The following is a 16,710-nucleotide window of genomic DNA, read 5'->3' as shown; positions in this document are numbered from 1 at the left end:
GGCTTTTTAATCTATTGCTGTTTAAGGAATCATCTTATCCGAACCGTTTTGCGATTGCTATGTTACCTGGGGGTAACTCTCTGTTAGCCTTATAGAAACAGAACCTCCAAAAATTGCAAAGTAAGTGGACGGAAAACTCCTACCTATTCAAAGCCAACTTCCTACTAAAATAAAAGATGACCAGTAAAAAGGATGAGCATATTTTGGCTGTTTTAGCAGAGCTATCTGTGCCTGACGAAGGGCTTTAACTTTGCTTTCTCCTTGTAAGAGTTGCTGATAAAATTCGCCCATAAGCTTAGCCGTGGATTCATCTTGCACTGACCAGAGAGTTGCTAAAGTACTGCGTGCGCCAGACCGCACGGCTACTCCTGCTAATCCTAATACCGCTCGCTTATCACCAGTTGCAGTTTGGCAAGCACTCAGAACTAATAGTTCAATCGGATTAAAAGTACTCGGATCTCTAGAACGTAATAAATTCTCGAATTCTTTGACATTTATCCTACCATTCCACGTCAGAATAAATGTAGAATCTGAGCTAGAGCTAAACTGCCCGTGAGTAGCTAAATGAACAACCGTAAAAGAATTTTTATTCAGATAGTTTTGTAAGTTTACTTCGGTAAAATCCTCATTTATAAATACTTTGGAAGGAACTTCAGACGCGATTTGGCTGACTTCAGCTCCTACTCCTGGCAATGCTGGAAAACCTTGTCGAGCTTCGGTAATTCCGCCTGCTAAAATTTTGTTTCGCTTTTGGGCAAGTAACTGGCTTAACGACGCACTTCCCACTCGTGGTGCAACCAACTGTAAACCCGGAGCTACTACTATATTGTATTTTTCAATGAGATATTGTTTACCGTCGTACAGCGCTGCCATTGGTAAACTTCGCAACGAACCGTCTAGCACAAATACTAAAGTGGCGATATTACTTTTAGTTAATTCTGTTTCAACAGGTTGGATTAACCAGCGATAAACTTGCTGAGACAGACGCAAACGAGCTTCACTTGAAAAAAATGGATTAAGAGATTCTAATAACTGCTCCAGCGTTTCTTCAATATCATTTTTCACTAGCCTAGTCGAGTAATGGCTGAGAGGTTTTCCGGGTAAAGATAAGATTACCTCTAAACGATTTGACAAAATAATAGGGTAGATGACTGCTGCTTGAGGATCGAGTTGATCGATTTGCTGGGGTTGAACATCTAAACAAGCTTCTCGAAAAAAGTTATCTAATTCTGCTAGATGTAGCGCTTCAATGACTTCGCGAGCTTGTTTAATATTGGTTTGGCTGGGATTAGATTCTAACAGTAACTCTACTAACTCACGATAAATGGGTTCGACGTTTTCGCGAAAGGAAAGTTGAACGTCGGGATTCAGCGCGATCAAGTCGCTGCGGAGGGATTGTAAGGTATTAACAGCTTTGGTGTAAGCCGCGATCGCATTCGGAATATCGCCTTGCTGTTTGAGAAGTTTGCCGAGTTGTCCTTCCCAACGAGCCACAATACTAAAAGCATTAATTTCTTGCGCGATCGCGAGTGCTTGTCTCGTCAGCTCCTCCGCTGGTTTCCATTGCTGCGTTTGTTCGTACAGGTATCCGAGTTGACCCAGCGCGTAAGATTCAGCACGCGAGTCTTTAAGCATTCGCGCTTGTTCGACAGCTTTTGCTAATATCTGGGCAATCTCTTGAGAATTGACAATCTGCGATCGCTCTCCCCGATTTCCCAATTTTATGAGAGTTCTAGCCAAGTTCACTCGACTGTAAACAGCAGCGCGACTAGGTAAGATACTCTCTAATTGAGACTGGATTTGGGGTAATAATGCTTGGGCTGCGGCTGGTTGTCCAGTTTCTACTAAAAGGCTTAATCGGTTCAGTTGGACTTCTAAAACTAAAGAATTGGGAGAACTCTCTACTATCTTTCGGTAGATTTCCAGCGCTTCCCTCGGTTTTTGTAAAGCTCTAAGAGTATTTCCCAAACTAAATAAACTGGCATTAATTTCTAAGGGAAAGTTTAGCCTTTGGGCGAGTGACAAACTTTGTTCTAAAACCTGCTGGGACTGAGTTAAATCTCCGACTACTTGTAAGGTAACTCCCAGACTTCGCAATCCTGATACTTTCAGCGAGGAATCTGGCAAGTTTTGCAACTGAGTATTTAATTGTTCTAAGTTTGTTTTAGCTTGTCGGTAGAGTCCTAATGCTTGCAAAGCTTGAGCTTGGTTTATCAAACTGCCTAATTTCCCAACGTCGTCGCCTGCTGAACCGTAAGCTTTTTCAGCTTGTTTCCATGTATCTAAAGCCGCTTCCGTTTGTCCCAATGCTAGCTGGAGGCTGCCTTGAGTATTCAAAACTTGGGCAAGAGTGGCTGCATCGGGTTGGGTTTGCAATAAGTTGAGACTTTGAGCGATCGCGTTTTTCGCTTGCTCCCATTGACCCAATTCTTGATAAGCGTTCGACAGATAGCTTAAAACGAGGGCAGCGTGGAGGCGATTGCCCTGCGCCTCCAGGTTTTCGAGCGCTTGTTGCCAGAATGCGATCGCTTCATTAAATCGTCCTGCTTCATACAGGGTTCTGCCTTGTTCTAGTACAAAGGCATCATTCTGTTTAGATTCTGAAGGAGCATCAGAATCCGGAATATTTTTAACAATTGATACCAATTGTGAATCAAAATAAGAAAATTTAAGATTAGTCTGCGCTAGTGCCGGTAAAAATGCTGTCACCAAAAAAAGTGTCAACAAGCTTAGCAAAATCCGATAATGAATACTTTTTATAAGCCACCTTATTTTTAGCATAAAAGTTTTTGCAAAATTAAAGGGTTATTCATATTTCTCTGTTTTTATCTGCGGTTCAAAAGATAAAACTTCTTTTGCAATAAGTCTCTAGCAATCTAAAGTTAGTTTTAAAATTTAATAAACCGCAAAGGACACTAAAGAAAAGAGACGGAAGATTCCATGAATAATTGAAGATTGTTATATTACTTAGAAACACTGCAACTAGCAATTTCATCCCAGGAACTTTGAGCCACACCATTGATAGATTTGGAAACCAACTCTACCTCACCATTAGAATTTTTTACCCATCCAGTTGCCTCCACCATTGGAGTACGTGCAGAGGCAGTCTTGGAAACGGGGACAGGTAAGGAGGTATTACCCCTAGGGAGGCGCAAATCCCGCCATACTGTACTTCCTAACAAAGTTTCATTGGGATCTGCTGGCAAGCCGCCGCGTCCAGTGACAACAAAACTATTCCCCCTAGAAGCCAAACAACCTTGGGAAATTTGTTTGCTAATGTCAGTAAAATTTTCTGGTAGTGCAACTAAGCCAGAAGAAGGGTTCACATCAGCAGTATTAATTTGGACAATCCCACTGAACTGAGTTCCTCGACTAGAAGTGGCGGTGATATCGCTATTTGAAGTTTTAAAGATGCCGCTAGCATTGATTCTTACTTGACCCCCAAAGCTTTGTTGAGCATTGGCAGTAATATCGCTATTTTCTAACGCGACTAACGTTTTTGTATTAATAATGATGTTGCCACCATTGGTACTGATATCATTATTTGCAATTGTCTGACCCGTATCAAACAGGATGATGTTACTGGCATCAGTCGTAATTAGGCTGTTGCGCCACAATCGCAAATCTTGAGATTCAATCGTAATATTTCCCTGTTCCGCCTGTCGCTGAGTCGCTCTAATAATCGAGTTATTATCTAGCTCAACTATGGCAGCGCGAATATTAATATTACCAGCATTGCCTTTCCCAAAATTAGCAACATTAATTGTTGCCCGCTCCCGAAAGCTCAATCTGTTAGCAATTACTGTTACGTTGCCCGAATTTCCCGTCAACGGCGGTGGAGAACTCGCAATATTGCTTAAGCTAGTCCTAGCATAAAAACCGCTACCAATTCCCCCAGTTGCAGAAGTTCCTCGTATTTGTACGTCATTGGCTCGAACTGTTATGTTGCCACTTTGACCTGCGCCAAAGGTAGACACAGAGATCACCGCTCCATTTTCAAGAGATAGTTGTTTAGCATCAATAATCACATCACCGCCAACTCCAGTTGAGGCAAAAGTAGGATTAGAAAAAATACCCGTCAGACGCGATCCATTTGCTGAAAGACCGCCCAAGAGAACATTCCTCGCTTGCACTCGTAAGGTACCAGAATTCCCTGAAGCGTTAGTCCCCATACCAATGGATGCTCCATCTCTTAGTAGCAACCGATCTGTTGTAATTGTTAAATTGCCGCCTTTTCCCTCACCATTCGTCTGAACAAAAAAGCCGCTACCGATTCTGCCATCGGCTGTTCTACCAATCAGTTCTACAGTATCCAAAACATTGATGGTGGCGCTTCTCCCCGGTTGAGATCCTTCTGTGAGGGATACGATGAGCGAACCTTGTTCTAGTTTCAGATTTCGGCTTTGTATCTGAAACGAACCTCCCTGTGCGCCGCTGCTATCCACTGAAGCAGCACCCGATAAATTAATACTTCCTAATTCTGCAAGTTGTTGTTCATTGTTGAAGTTGATTTGTTCGCTGCTGACTTGCATTGGCAATGAGCCACGAGTAACTGACCAAAGCTCAATTGCTCCCGACTCAGCTTTTAAATTACCGCCCTCTAAGGCGATTTCTCCCCCGACTAAAGCTAAGGTTTTCCCAGGTTGCACCGCTAGACCCTCGGTTTTCGTATTCGGCTCTAGTCCGCCTGTTTGTCCGAACCTGAAATTGTGTCCCGATCCTTGAATGCGAATAACTCCTGCGTTTGAAGCGTTAAATTGTAAGCCTATCGGAACATTTATCGTTAGCAATGGGGGGGCGCTAGGCTTGGTAGCGCTAAACTGAGTTCCATTGCTAAATTGAATGCTGTTAGCAGTCGAGGCGAGAAAGGAACCACCTATATTGAGTTTGGCATTTGAGCCAAAAGTAATGCCGTTGGGATTGATAAAAAACAAATTAGCTGTGCCGTTGGCTCGAATCAATCCATCAATATGAGAAAGATTGCTACCTGTAATGCGACTGAAGATGTTTTGAGTGTCTAGGGCATTGTTGAAGAAAGCTTCAGTATTTATAGGAACAGAAAATTCTGTAAAGCTATGAAATAGATTGCCGCCTACTTGCGTGCCACCCTCAATTCGGATGGCGTTCCCTTCTGGGATAGTAATAGTATTATTTGGCAGCGTAGCATCCGGAATAATTTGTGCTAAGGTGCAGCTAGAATTATTTAACCATAAAAGGAAAATCGTACCAGTCACCCAGAGAAAATGACCAGGCTGGCTCACAGTTTTTAAACTCAAAGGTAGCGCTTGCCTACAGTATACGCGATCTACAACTTGCCCTAGGGAAAATACACCCTAAACTTCTAGGGAAAGGTAGATTGTAATACAAAATGTGGGATGGATAGCTCCTATAAAATAGTTTATCATTACCGTGTTTTCCTGAATAGATGACCTATTAAAAAAAGGGATTTGCGCTCAAAGATTACAACAACAGGAATTTAGATGGAGAGGTTTAAGTTGTGTTAGTCAAAAGATAAATAGACGGATTAGAGAGAATGTTGGCAATTTGGTTCTGGCTAAAACCGAATTGGCTGAAGCTATGGAAGAGATTCGCCTTGTCGCCTGAAAGAGTACCGCCAGTGATGTCGAAGTGAACCGGAAATCGTCTTTTAGGACATCGCCCTTCTATATAATATGGATGCCAGTGCCATCGGTCACAGAGACAATCGACTGTGCCTGTGCCGCTGCGCTGAATGCAAAAGCATTCCCATGCAAAAGCTAGAACAAGGGTAGAAGGAAAACCGAAAACAATTGTGCTGGGTTTTAGTTGCTTGGTGGCTTTGTTCGGAGTTTCAATAAATAGCTAATTTGATGTGTGGATGATTTTGTATGCTTTAAAATGAGGGAAATTGATTATCTAACATGAGGTTTTTGCCAAAAACCTCAAGATTACTTAGAGAATCAGTCATCCTAATGTCACATTAATGTCAACAAAGCTTTACTTTTTCCAACATTCAAATTTACCATGAAAGCTAACCTGAAAGAATTTTTAGAAGCCTGCGAAAATTTAGGAACACTGCGTCTGATTGTGACCAGCAGTGCTGCTGTTTTGGAAGTACGCGGCCCGCTGAAAAAGCTGTTTTATGCAGAATTACCTAAGGGTAAGTACGCTAATATGCACGCTGACATATTCGAGTTTCACCTGAATATGGATGCTATTAAGCAGGTAAAATTTGAGATGGGCGAATCAAAACGCGGTAACTTTACTACCTATGCTATTCGCTTTTTAGATGAGAAAAATGAACCCGCCTTGAGCGCATTTCTCCAGTGGGGCAAACCAGGAGAATACGAACCAGGACAAGTAGAAGCATGGCAGTCTCTTCAGGAGAAATATGGAGAAGTTTGGGAACCAGTACCCGTTGATTCGGTGTAGTCGAAATGCTTGAAAACCCGGTAAGTTGAGGATATTTCTGTGTTTAAAAGCTATCTAAACCGACAAACAAACCGACGCTTACCGTGATGCAACGAGTCTTTTGGGGTTGTTTCCTAATTTTGGGGTTGCTGCTATGGGGAGGGGAAGCGCAGGCGGGGGTTTTAGCTGACCGTTTGGCGCAGTTTCCTCACTGGGACAGTAAACCACTCGTCAGCGCCGCGAAGGGTGACTTAGTTTATCCTGACTGGATGGAAGGTACTTGGAACGTTACCAGTACGTTAGTGGATTTAGTGGCACCCTTAGCGCCAGAAATTGTGACGCCTGGGTTTGAAAGTAATCGTCGCCAGCTGAATCAGCCCGTTAGTTTCCCCGTGCGATTCAAAAATCAAGACGCGATAACTGTCTCAACAAAAGGCAAAAATCAGCCGGTAGTGGCAGATCGGGCGTTTAACGGGTTGAGTATCGGGAAGGCATATTTAGGCGATCGCGCGATCCTCTCGGTCAAAGTCGATCCCAATTCTCCCAATCGTCAGGTGACTTTACTGCGAGGCGATCGCCAGCTAGTCTCAATTGTCACGAGTCGAGGCACCGAAACACTCGCCCCGGATCGATTTATTGCCACAGAAGTGTCTCAGCAAGTCTTTCGCGGCACCCCTCAGCCGTATTTCAATACAGTGGAAACCACAACTGCTTATCACCGGATTCACTCATCCATTGAAGCCGATCAAGTAACAGCAATTTACCTCTCGCCTCAAGATCCAGACTATTTCAAAGCTGTCGATCGACCCGTTGCACTTTATCGCTATCAACTACAACTTTTGCCAGTTCAATAGCCAAACGCGAGAAATAGCCTCTTTTAAAACTTTATTGTGCTTCGCCAATGAGGGTAAATGCAGCCCAATTTTTGGGATCGGGGTGTTGTTTCATTGTTGTCAGCATAGCTTGACGGAGTGCAGTGGCTTTGTCAGAATTTTGCTGCATTTGGCGATAAAATTCGGTCATCAAGGATGCTGTGGGAGAATCTGGTACCGACCATAGGGAGACAATTACGCTGGGAACTCCTGCGGAAATCAAAGAACGAGATAACCCGATGACGCCATCACCAGTAATTTTGCCTCTTCCCGTGTCACAGGCACTCAGGACGGCTAATTCGGCGTTTAGCTTCAAGTCGAAAATTTCAGCAGAAGTCAGCAAACCGTCATCTGTTCCCGCAGGTGCCAGCGCGATCGCCCCCGGTACGCCCAACCCTTTAAAATCATCTAGTAGTCCGTGTGTCGCTAGATGAATAATCTTAGCTTTAGACATCTGTGGCAAGATAGCGGCTTTGGTGGCGGCATTGCCGATAATGGGTTTGGTATTGAGGAGTTGCGCGATCGCTTGTGCTTCTTTTTCTGCACCCGGTAGCTGAGATAATTGCTGCGGCGGTTCTCCTACCTTGGGCGAAATTTTAGGCATTGTGGGATTTCCGACCACCAGCACCTGTGTTCCTGAAACCTCTCGCCGTTGTTGCTGTGTTAGCTGTAATACTTGAATTGCCGGTGCTGTCACTATTGTGTGTTTTTCGATTAAGTATTTGCCATTGGCATCTTGGAGTGCTGCGAACGGCACCAAAAATAGGGATTCTTGGGGAATGAAGATAACGCGATCGCTAGGATTAGTGGGGAGGAATTGCGCGATCGGTTCTATCAAGAGTTTATGCAGTTGCTGTAAGCGTTGAGTTTGGTCTGATTCAGGCTTAGCAACTACGTCTACATCAAAAATGTTACGACCTCTGACGCCGATGGAGTTACGGCTGTTGGTAACAAGGTCTTCTAAGGAGCTTTTTAGCGATTTAAGGTCAACTTTCTTAAATGCTACTTCTCCTGTAGGCTTGATGACCCAAATGTAAAGTGCTAATTCTAAGACTTTTTGTCTATCTTCGAGATCAACAATTGAATATTCAACTATGGTGGCATTTTGTTCTTTGGCAATTTGTTGAATTTCTTTAATACTAGGTGGCTTAATAGTGACTTGAGCAGTTGGATTAGAGGCTAATCGATTAGCCAATAACTCCACAAATGCCCTTGCTCTACCCCGTTCGGCAATTTCTATAGCAGCTTCAGTCTTATTTTGAGCGATGAGGGCTTTTTGCAAAGCCATGTAATTGTTAACCTGCTTTTCAAAAATCGCCACTTTATCGGCATCACTTAATTGCGATCGTACAGATTCCATAACCTTAACTGTAGTAAGTAGAGTTTCTGTTGCTTCTGCAAAATTGCCAGTTAGAAGGTGTACAAAGCTTATAGCTCTGAGGGTTTCTGCTTCGTTAGGCTTATTACCGACTTCCCTGGCAATAGCTAAGGCTTGCTGATAGAATTCTAGCGCTAGTGGATACTGACTTAGAGTGTAGTGGTAAATGTCCGCAATCTGTGTGAGAGTAGAGAATTCTCTCGTTTTGTCGCCGACTTTTCTGGCAATGGCTAAAGCTTGCTGCAATGGTTCCAGGGTTTTGGAATTTTGACGTGAGATTAAGTAAATATCACTAATCTCTCGGAGAATGGTTGCTTCTTCTAATCGGTCGCCAACTTCTCTGGAAATGGCTAAAGCTTGCTGAATTGATTCCAGGGCTTTGGAATGTTGACCTAAGGCTAAGTAAATAAACTCAATACCCTTGAGAGCTTCAATTTGTGCTGACGTGTCGCCGACTTTTCTGGCAATGGCTAAAACTTGCTGACTTGATTCCAGGGCTTTGGAATTTTGACGTGAGGTGACGTAAATAGCCGCAATTATCTTGAGAGCTTCAATTTGTGCTGACGTGTCGCCGACTTTTCTGGAAATGGCTAAAGCTTGCTCAGCTAATTCCAGGGTTTTGGCATCCAGACGTGGTGGGATGTTAATTTCCCCAATCGGGAAGGGAGAGCTTATCTTTGCAGCTTGCTGCTCAAATTCCTGGGCTTTGGAATCCCGACCAAGAGTTTGGTAAACCCAGGCAATACGGCTGAGAATTGCACTTTCGAGGAATTTGTTGCCAACTTCTCTGTTAATGGCTAAAGCTTGCTGAAGTGATTCCAAGGCTTTGGCATACTGACCTATATCGCTGTAAATTTCCCCAATATCTAGGAGAGTGTGGTACTCATTAACTCTGTTACCCAATTCTCTGAAGATAGCTAAAGCTTGCTGATGAATTTCTAGGGCTTTGGGTTTTTGACCTTGCAAACTGTAAATTCGCGCAATAATGCCAAAAGTTTCTACTTCGCCAGTCTTGTTATTCACTTCTCTGTTAATGGCTAAAGCTTGCTGAAGTGATTCAAGGGCTTTGGAATACTGCCGTAGTTGGAGGTACGCCTCCCCAATATTGTTGAGAGTTACCGCTTTGCCTTGGCGATCGCCAATAGCAATGGCTAAAGCTTGCTGAAGTGATTTCAGGGCTTTGGAATCCTGCTCTAGTTGGAGGTACGCCTCCCCAATATTGTTGAGAGTTACCGCTTCGCCTTGGCGATCGCCAATAGCTCTGACAATGACCAAAGCTTGCTCAAATGTTGCTAAAGCTTGCTGAAGTGATTTCAGGGCTTTGGAATCCTGCTCTAGTTGGAGGTACGCCTCCCCAATATTGTTGAGAGTTACCACTTCGCCTTGGCGATCGCCAATAGCTCTGACAATGACCAAAGCTTGCTCAAATGTTTGTAACGCTTGTTGAACTCGAAACTTCCTTGTATTCAACTGCCGAACACCTAATGTTTGTAACGCTCGTTGAACTCGAAACTTACTTGTATTCAACTGCTGAACACCTACCTGGTTCAGCCGCAACGCTTCGGCTTTTCGCTCTTGAGTTGTTTGTACCTGTGCTGATGCTGGTAGGGGTGCATAGGGATGGGATGAACGCCCATCAATGGATGAATTCAGGCAAATGAGAAGTGTTGCAGCGATTGTAGAGACAAGAGATATCGCGTCTCTACCAGATTTCAAACGTGGGTACATGGGTAGACTCCACAAGCAAGCTAGACAATTTCTCGCCTAATCTAGCCCTACTGCTTCCGTTCCGGGAAGTCCGTACCTAATATTCCGTGCCTAAACATAAAGTAAAAAACCGTGGGAGTTGGAGTTCCACGGCTTCTGAAGGAGTCTTATCTTAAAACAATCTTATTCGGCAGCAACTTGTAGAAAAGGGCTGGTAACAGTTTTTGTAACCGAGTTGCCCCAGCGAGTAGCAGCTGCGGCTATATAGCCAAAACCCGGATGGTGCGCGGGTTTTAATTTCATCAGTCCGCGACGGGGACTGAGTTTATATCGCCGCAATTTTTAATCGCCAAGGCAGGCGTCCCCAGAATTTACATCCGTTCCACATAACGCTTCAACTCCCGCGCCATCCGCTTGATGCCTTGCTGCTCATCATCCCGAATGAAGGGCATAAATACACGAGTCAGCACCCCTGAGAACGTGTTGCGGTGGAAATATTTAGTCCGTCCAATACCAATCTCTTGCAACTCAAAGACATACTCATTCTTAAAGCCAGGAATCGAGGAAACCCAAGCGAGGCATAGTCCAGACTGCACTCTAGTAATCAACGGCTGAAACTCTGTTTCCTCCTCACCCGGTACGCGCCGCACAGAGAGTAAAACTTCTTCCCCCTGCTTAAATGGCACCGTTGGATCGAGGTCAAATAAAAAAGTGTTCCACTTGTACCACTTTTCTTTTTTCAACAGAACCTGCCAAACTTCCTGCTTCGGAGCATTAATTTCAATTTCGGTATAGAGACTCGCCATTATTGCGGCAGCTAATCCGGTAGTGTAACTGGGTACAATTGGAAACTTGCAGCTCCTTTAGGCTAGGAGCGAACAATTTTGGATTTTGGAGGAAAGGATTTTAGATTCCCAATCCAAAATCTATCATCTTAAATCTAAAATCCTTAGTCAGCATGGTCAACCTAACACCCAACTCTAGCTTCAGTTTAACGATTCGCCTCCAGATTCCCAATCGCACTGGGATGTTAGCAAGCATTACCACCGCGATCGCTAGTGTCGGCGGTAACATCGGTCAAATTAGTTTAATCGAGCGGACTCGCAATATCGTGGTGCGAGAAATCACCGTCGATGCTGCCAGCACGGAACACACCGAACAAATTGTGCAAGCCGTGAAAGGATTGCCAGATGTCAAGGTAATCGATGTCTACGATTGCACCTTTAACTTGCACCGCGGCGGCAAAATCGCGATGCAGAGTAAGATTCCGCTGAAAAGTCAAGCCGATTTAGCAATGGCTTACACTCCCGGCGTCGGTCGCATCTGTATGGCGATCGCATCGGACCCGGAACAGGTTCACACTCTCACGATTAAACAAAACACGGTTGCGATTGTTACCGATGGTAGCGCTGTACTGGGATTGGGCAACTTGGGCGCAGCCGCATCATTGCCGGTAATGGAAGGCAAAGCGATGTTGTTTAAAGAATTTGCCGGGATTGATGCCTTTCCGATTTGCCTAGATACCCAAGACACAGATGAAATTATCCGCACGGTAAAAAATCTTGCCCCAGTCTTTGGCGGCGTTAACTTGGAAGATATTGCTGCCCCCCGTTGTTTTGAGATTGAAGCGCGACTGCGGCAGGAACTCGATATTCCGGTGTTTCACGACGATCAACATGGCACCGCAATTGTTAGCCTTGCCGCATTGATTAACGCCCTCAAGTTAGTGAAAAAATCCTTAGCGGATGTCCGAATTGTGATCAATGGGGCGGGTGCTGCTGGGGTAGCGATCGCTCGTTTGCTCAAGAAAGCGGGCGCACAATCCATCTGGATGTGCGATTCTAAAGGCATTCTGTCCAGCCAACGCACCGACCTCACCCCGGAAAAGCAAGAATTTGCTGTCGAAGCCAGCGGTAACTTGGCAGATGCCATGCAACAATCTGATGTCTTCTTAGGCGTCAGTGCGCCTGGAGTTGTAACGCCGGAAATGGTGCGTTCGATGGCAAAAGATCCGATTGTCTTTGCAATGGCGAATCCCATTCCTGAAATTCAGCCGGAATTAGTCACAGAAGATGTCGCGGTCATGGCAACCGGACGCAGCGACTACCCGAATCAAATTAACAACGTCCTCGCCTTCCCTGGCGTTTTTCGCGGGGCGCTCGATTGTCGTGCAGAGACCATTACCACCACGATGTATCTAGAAGCCGCTTACGCGATCGCTTCTTTAGTCAAACCCTCCGACCTCGACCGGGAAAACATCATTCCCTCCGTGTTCGACCCGCGCGTTGTCAATGCCGTCGCCGGTGCTGTGCAAGCCGCCGCCCGTCAAGAGGGCATCGCCCGCCATTAAGCGAGAAAAGCAGCTGGTTCCAGGCGCAATCTATCGCGTCTGGAACTGGAAAGCGGGGAAGCGACCAACAATCGACTCCCCATTTTCATCTTTGAAATAGTTTGCTCTACAGATAGAGTTTCAATTTTCTAGATATTGGAAGAATAAGGGGAAATACTGCGTTCTTGCTAGGGAATAATGAGCTTTAGTTTCTTTGACCTCTTCTGGGTATTTCTGGCTGTCAGCTCGATCTTGCCCGCCTTCCAACAACGCCGCTTGGCTTTTCAGCGAGTGCAAGCCTTGCGGAATTTCGAGCGATCGCGCAATAGTCGAGTGATTTTGCTAATTCACCGGCAAGAATCGATTAGTTTCTTAGGAATTCCCATCTCGCGCTACATTAGCATTGAAGATTCAGAACAGGTGCTACGGGCAATTCGCCTCACACCTCCCGAAGTTCCCATCGATCTAATCTTGCATACCCCAGGTGGTTTAGTGCTAGCAACCGAGCAGATTGCTCGAGCGTTAATTCGCCACCCTTCCAAAGTCACCGTGTTTGTACCCCACTACGCCATGAGCGGCGGCACCATGTTAGCTTTAGCATCTGATGAAATCGTCATGGATGCCAACGCTGTCTTAGGCCCAGTCGATCCCCAGTTGGGAAATATGGCAGCGGCGAGTGTCCTCAAAGTCATCGAACAGAAGCCAATTAGCGAAATCGACGACAACACGATCATCATGGCAGACCTCTCGCGCAAAGCGATGGATCAGGTGCAGCGCTTTGTCCGAACCCTCCTAAAAGACAATATTCCCCAACCGAAAATTGCTCCCGAAAACATCGAACGGATTGTGGACGCTATCACTACAGGGCGCGTCACCCATGACTATCCGATTACAGTCGAAGAAGCCACAGAGCTTGGTATGCCAATAACGGTAGGGCTGCCAATGTCAATCTATAACTTGATGGATTTCTATCCGCAGCCCCAAGGCGGACGTCCAAGCGTGCAGTACATTCCCATGCCCTACGAACGTCCCCCAATTTTACCCCCAGCGCCAAAGGGCAGACCAATCCCAGAGAATGCAAAGTCTTAAGCTGCCCTGAGATTGAATTTTCCCAGAAGTTGAGTCTGGATAATTGTCAGTAGTCAGTAGTCATAAGTCTTTTAAATAATGATTCCTAACCACTGACTGATTATCCATTCCCAACTCAGCGCGATCGCTATGCGATTTAGACCCACAGCACCTTAAAGATTTATCAGCTGGAAGGCGATGGACTTGGGCTGGGAGCCGGGGATGGGCTTGGACTCGACGTTGGTCTTGGCGATGGGCTAGGACTCGGAGCCGGTCTTGGGGATGGCGATGGACTCGGACTCGGCGTTGGGGTGGCGCGGGGCGTTGGCGCGGGACTCGGTGATGGCGATGGCGCTAGTGTTGGTTCTGGCGCTGATTGGGGTGTTGGTGTTGTCGCTGGCGCTGGCGATTGCTGTTCAAATCCGAGGATTCTTCTTGCTTCTTGGTCGAGTCTCTGACGAACTGGTAACGTAGCAATGCCAGTTACCGGCAAATTAAATTGTCTCTGAAACTGCCTGATAGCATCTTCAGTGCGCGGACCATAAAACTGGTTACGGGGAAGGGGCGGATTTGGCTTAACGGCAAGATTCAAGTTTGCCTGAAGAATTCTAACGATATTTGCGGCATAATCCTGTGTCTTCGGCCCCGCTGTAGCATCAACAGGTGTTAGCTTATATCCCTGCTGAAACTCGCGGATAGCCCTTATCGTGGCTTCATCCGTCAGAGTATCTCCAACTGTGACGTTATACCCAAAGCCGCGCAACAAGGAACGAAATTCCCTTGGCGTGTAATCGCGGCTGCGTTCGGCTATAGCTACTTGATAACTAACTAAGCTGGCGGTTATGGTTATCACCGCAGCTAAAGGCATTCCAAACCTATTCCACATAGCTCAATCTCCTCACTCACTCACTGATTAAGCGCGATAGCGATTTGAACAGTTACAGTTTAAGCTGAATTGGGCATTCTACCGTTTATTTTTCGCAAGCGATCGCCATAACAGCTAATTGCGATCGCGTCGCGTGCGCTACCGGGTTCGACCTTTCAGCGTGCTGATATCCAATAGAATCCTTCTATTTTGAAGGCAACATCAGCAATTGGTGAACAATTAGTGGTATCAAATATGACTGAAGCTTCAGAGGGTCTGTCAAGCTGATAATTGGTAATTGAAAATTGTGATGGATGCTAGCTAGGTAGTAGGTAGCAGCTTTTTCGCCATTCCCTTTTTTTCCATTACCGATTCCCGATTACCAATTACCTCATCTTCCTTTCCATGTCACCTCAAAAATTGGCAAAGACTCCCCAATCCCGCCGGAACTTGTGGTTTGAACGTGTGATGGCACTTTTGGCAGTGGCTAACTTGGGCTTAGCGCTGTTCGACTTAACTTACATTCCGCTGCGCGATTTCTACCTGCGGGAATTTCGCAGCATTACCCGAATCTATGACCCCATCAAAGGTATTGAACCCCATCGAGAAACCCAGCAGTACCTAGAGACAGTAGAAAAACTCAAAGCACAGCTGCAACAGACAGAAGGATTGCAGTCGCCAGAGGTGGCAACTTTACTGGAGGAACTGCGCCAACAAAGTGTGGAAATGATTGAGACAAACCCGTTTGCAGAGGCGAATAAGACAGGGACTCTGGAAAAAATCAAAAATCGGATGCGTCAGCGCGTTGGCAATGTCTCTGCCAAACAATCTTTTAGCACCTTTTGGAGTCTGCCTTATTTATCCCAAGCTGGCGTGGAAAAAGAAATTACCTTTTATAACCAAGAAATTCAGCCTTTGATGGCAAGAAATTATTTTCGCCCAGTTGGGGAAACAGGTAATTTCGTTGACTACTTCTGGAAAATCGATCTCTGGTTTATCATTTCCTTTGGCATTGAGTTTCTACTTCGTACCTACTATATCCACCGACGTCACCATAGCCTCACTTGGCTCGAAGCAATGATGTGGCGCTGGTATGATATTTTCTTGCTGCTACCTTTTTGGCGGTGGCTGCGCGTCATTTCAGTTTTCATGCGCCTACACCAAGCACAATTATTAAATTTAGAATCAATCCGGGTGCAAATTAACCGAGGATTTGCGGCAAACTTTGCAGAAGAATTGGCAGAAGTTATTGTGATCCGGGTAATCAACCAGCTACAAGGGTCGATTCGTGGCGGAGAACTGACTCGGTGGTTATCAGGACGGGAGGCTCGTCCTTATGTTGACATTAACAATGTTAATGAAGTAGAAGCGATCGCTACTTTACTGATGAAAGTAACTGTCAATCAAGTGTTACCAAAAATTCAGCCAGATCTAGAGGCAATTCTACAGCACAACATTGAAAAAATTCTCAGCCAATCTCCCCTCTATCGGGGACTCCAACAAGTACCTGGAGTGGGTACTATCCCCACACAGATAACTGAAAAACTGGTCAAAGAAATCTCACTTGCAGCCTACAACACCCTCACCGCCTCTCTGGAAGACGATCCGGTTGGCGCAGAACTTTCCAAACACCTGATAGAACACTTCACTGAAGCCTTAGGATCGGAGGTGCAAAGACAGCAGACTGCTCAGAAAATTCAATCTTTACTTTTCGATATGTTGGAGGAAATGAAACTCAACTACGTCCAACGCTTGTCCGAGCAAGATTTGGAGCAAGTGTTAGAAGAAACACGGGCGATCCGTCAGATTGTCAAGCAATAATTTGAATTTGTATGTCAATTGCTGATGTCAATCTCTAACTTGAACTCCTTATTTAGGATTCAAATTTAGTCTTGGCTTGTGCTAGGACAAGACCGAGACTGTTGAGCTTGGATACGAAGATGTTTGAACAGTAGTATTGGCATCTGGGAAGGATTATTTATTTAGTAAACTACCTGCCACAAATTTTGATAGATTGTCGCAAAAACGCCAAATTCCCGATAGATAAGGAGTGTCATAACCAATTTTTCAGACATTCTCTACCAATCTCAATTTCTAGCAT

At 45.3% G+C, this 16,710-nt stretch carries 10 protein-coding genes; 5 read left to right on the top strand and 5 right to left on the bottom strand.

What is annotated here, in order from left to right:
- Nucleotides 1-147: 147 nt before the first annotated feature.
- Both NC997_RS15925 and NC997_RS15920 read right to left on the bottom strand, forming a co-directional pair.
- On the bottom strand, nucleotides 148-2,646 hold the full coding sequence (locus NC997_RS15925; protein ID WP_348257805.1) for a CHAT domain-containing protein: 2,499 nt from the start codon (nucleotides 2,644-2,646) through the stop codon (nucleotides 148-150).
- A 317-nt stretch (nucleotides 2,647-2,963) separates the two neighbouring features.
- Nucleotides 2,964-5,261 (bottom strand): filamentous hemagglutinin N-terminal domain-containing protein, encoded by a 2,298-nt coding sequence (locus NC997_RS15920; RefSeq protein WP_348257804.1) that lies wholly within the window; start codon nucleotides 5,259-5,261, stop codon nucleotides 2,964-2,966.
- A 742-nt stretch (nucleotides 5,262-6,003) separates the two neighbouring features.
- Between NC997_RS15920 and NC997_RS15915 the strand changes: the two genes are divergently transcribed.
- Nucleotides 6,004-6,411 (top strand): ChuX/HutX family heme-like substrate-binding protein, encoded by a 408-nt coding sequence (locus NC997_RS15915; RefSeq protein WP_190435600.1) that lies wholly within the window; start codon nucleotides 6,004-6,006, stop codon nucleotides 6,409-6,411.
- Nucleotides 6,412-6,497: 86 nt separating this feature from the next.
- On the top strand, nucleotides 6,498-7,244 hold the full coding sequence (locus tag NC997_RS15910) for a DUF6816 family protein (protein ID WP_190529957.1): 747 nt from the start codon (nucleotides 6,498-6,500) through the stop codon (nucleotides 7,242-7,244).
- A 31-nt stretch (nucleotides 7,245-7,275) separates the two neighbouring features.
- On the opposite strand, the gene NC997_RS15905 is transcribed toward NC997_RS15910, so the two are convergent.
- Both NC997_RS15905 and NC997_RS15900 read right to left on the bottom strand, forming a co-directional pair.
- Nucleotides 7,276-10,368 (bottom strand): CHAT domain-containing protein, encoded by a 3,093-nt coding sequence (locus tag NC997_RS15905; protein ID WP_190529955.1) that lies wholly within the window; start codon nucleotides 10,366-10,368, stop codon nucleotides 7,276-7,278.
- Between the two features lie 350 nt (nucleotides 10,369-10,718).
- A complete protein-coding gene (locus NC997_RS15900; RefSeq protein WP_190413358.1) occupies nucleotides 10,719-11,153 on the bottom strand; it encodes an SRPBCC domain-containing protein in 435 nt (144 codons plus the stop codon).
- A 152-nt stretch (nucleotides 11,154-11,305) separates the two neighbouring features.
- Here NC997_RS15900 and NC997_RS15895 point away from each other — a divergent pair, with 152 nt between their 5' ends.
- Both NC997_RS15895 and NC997_RS15890 read left to right on the top strand, forming a co-directional pair.
- Nucleotides 11,306-12,697, top strand: a complete 1,392-nt coding sequence (locus NC997_RS15895; RefSeq protein ID WP_190529953.1) for a malic enzyme-like NAD(P)-binding protein — start codon at nucleotides 11,306-11,308, stop codon at nucleotides 12,695-12,697.
- A gap of 177 nt (nucleotides 12,698-12,874) precedes the next feature.
- The gene (locus NC997_RS15890) at nucleotides 12,875-13,765 is read left to right on the top strand and encodes a hypothetical protein (RefSeq protein ID WP_190435590.1); all 891 of its coding nucleotides are present in this window, start codon (nucleotides 12,875-12,877) and stop codon (nucleotides 13,763-13,765) included.
- A gap of 163 nt (nucleotides 13,766-13,928) precedes the next feature.
- Here the strand turns inward: NC997_RS15890 and NC997_RS15885 are convergent, their stop codons facing one another.
- Nucleotides 13,929-14,630: a peptidoglycan-binding protein gene (locus NC997_RS15885; RefSeq protein ID WP_190529951.1), complete on the bottom strand. Its 702-nt coding sequence runs from the start codon at nucleotides 14,628-14,630 to the stop codon at nucleotides 13,929-13,931.
- 384 nt (nucleotides 14,631-15,014) lie between these two features.
- Here NC997_RS15885 and NC997_RS15880 point away from each other — a divergent pair, with 384 nt between their 5' ends.
- Entirely contained in the window at nucleotides 15,015-16,430 is a 1,416-nt protein-coding gene (locus NC997_RS15880; protein WP_190529949.1) for a hypothetical protein, read from the top strand.
- The last annotated feature ends 280 nt before the right edge of the window (nucleotides 16,431-16,710 follow it).

Source organism: Trichocoleus sp. DQ-A2 (genome assembly GCF_039961915.1).
Lineage (GTDB): Bacteria > Cyanobacteriota > Cyanobacteriia > Cyanobacteriales > FACHB-T130 > FACHB-T130.
Note: the sequence above shows the minus strand (reverse complement) of the source record. Positions and strands in the feature narration are given on the sequence as shown.

Excerpts from the sequence above, each read along its gene's own strand:
- NC997_RS15915 (WP_190435600.1), top strand. The coding sequence starts at position 6,004 with ATGAAAGCTAACCTGAAAGAATTTTTAGAAGCCTGCGAAAATTTAGGA.
- NC997_RS15910 (WP_190529957.1), top strand. The coding sequence starts at position 6,498 with ATGCAACGAGTCTTTTGGGGTTGTTTCCTAATTTTGGGGTTGCTGCTA.
- NC997_RS15905 (WP_190529955.1), bottom strand. The coding sequence starts at position 10,368 with ATGTACCCACGTTTGAAATCTGGTAGAGACGCGATATCTCTTGTCTCT.
- NC997_RS15900 (WP_190413358.1), bottom strand. The coding sequence starts at position 11,153 with ATGGCGAGTCTCTATACCGAAATTGAAATTAATGCTCCGAAGCAGGAA.
- NC997_RS15895 (WP_190529953.1), top strand. The coding sequence starts at position 11,306 with ATGGTCAACCTAACACCCAACTCTAGCTTCAGTTTAACGATTCGCCTC.
- NC997_RS15890 (WP_190435590.1), top strand. The coding sequence starts at position 12,875 with ATGAGCTTTAGTTTCTTTGACCTCTTCTGGGTATTTCTGGCTGTCAGC.
- NC997_RS15885 (WP_190529951.1), bottom strand. The coding sequence starts at position 14,630 with ATGTGGAATAGGTTTGGAATGCCTTTAGCTGCGGTGATAACCATAACC.
- NC997_RS15880 (WP_190529949.1), top strand. The coding sequence starts at position 15,015 with ATGTCACCTCAAAAATTGGCAAAGACTCCCCAATCCCGCCGGAACTTG.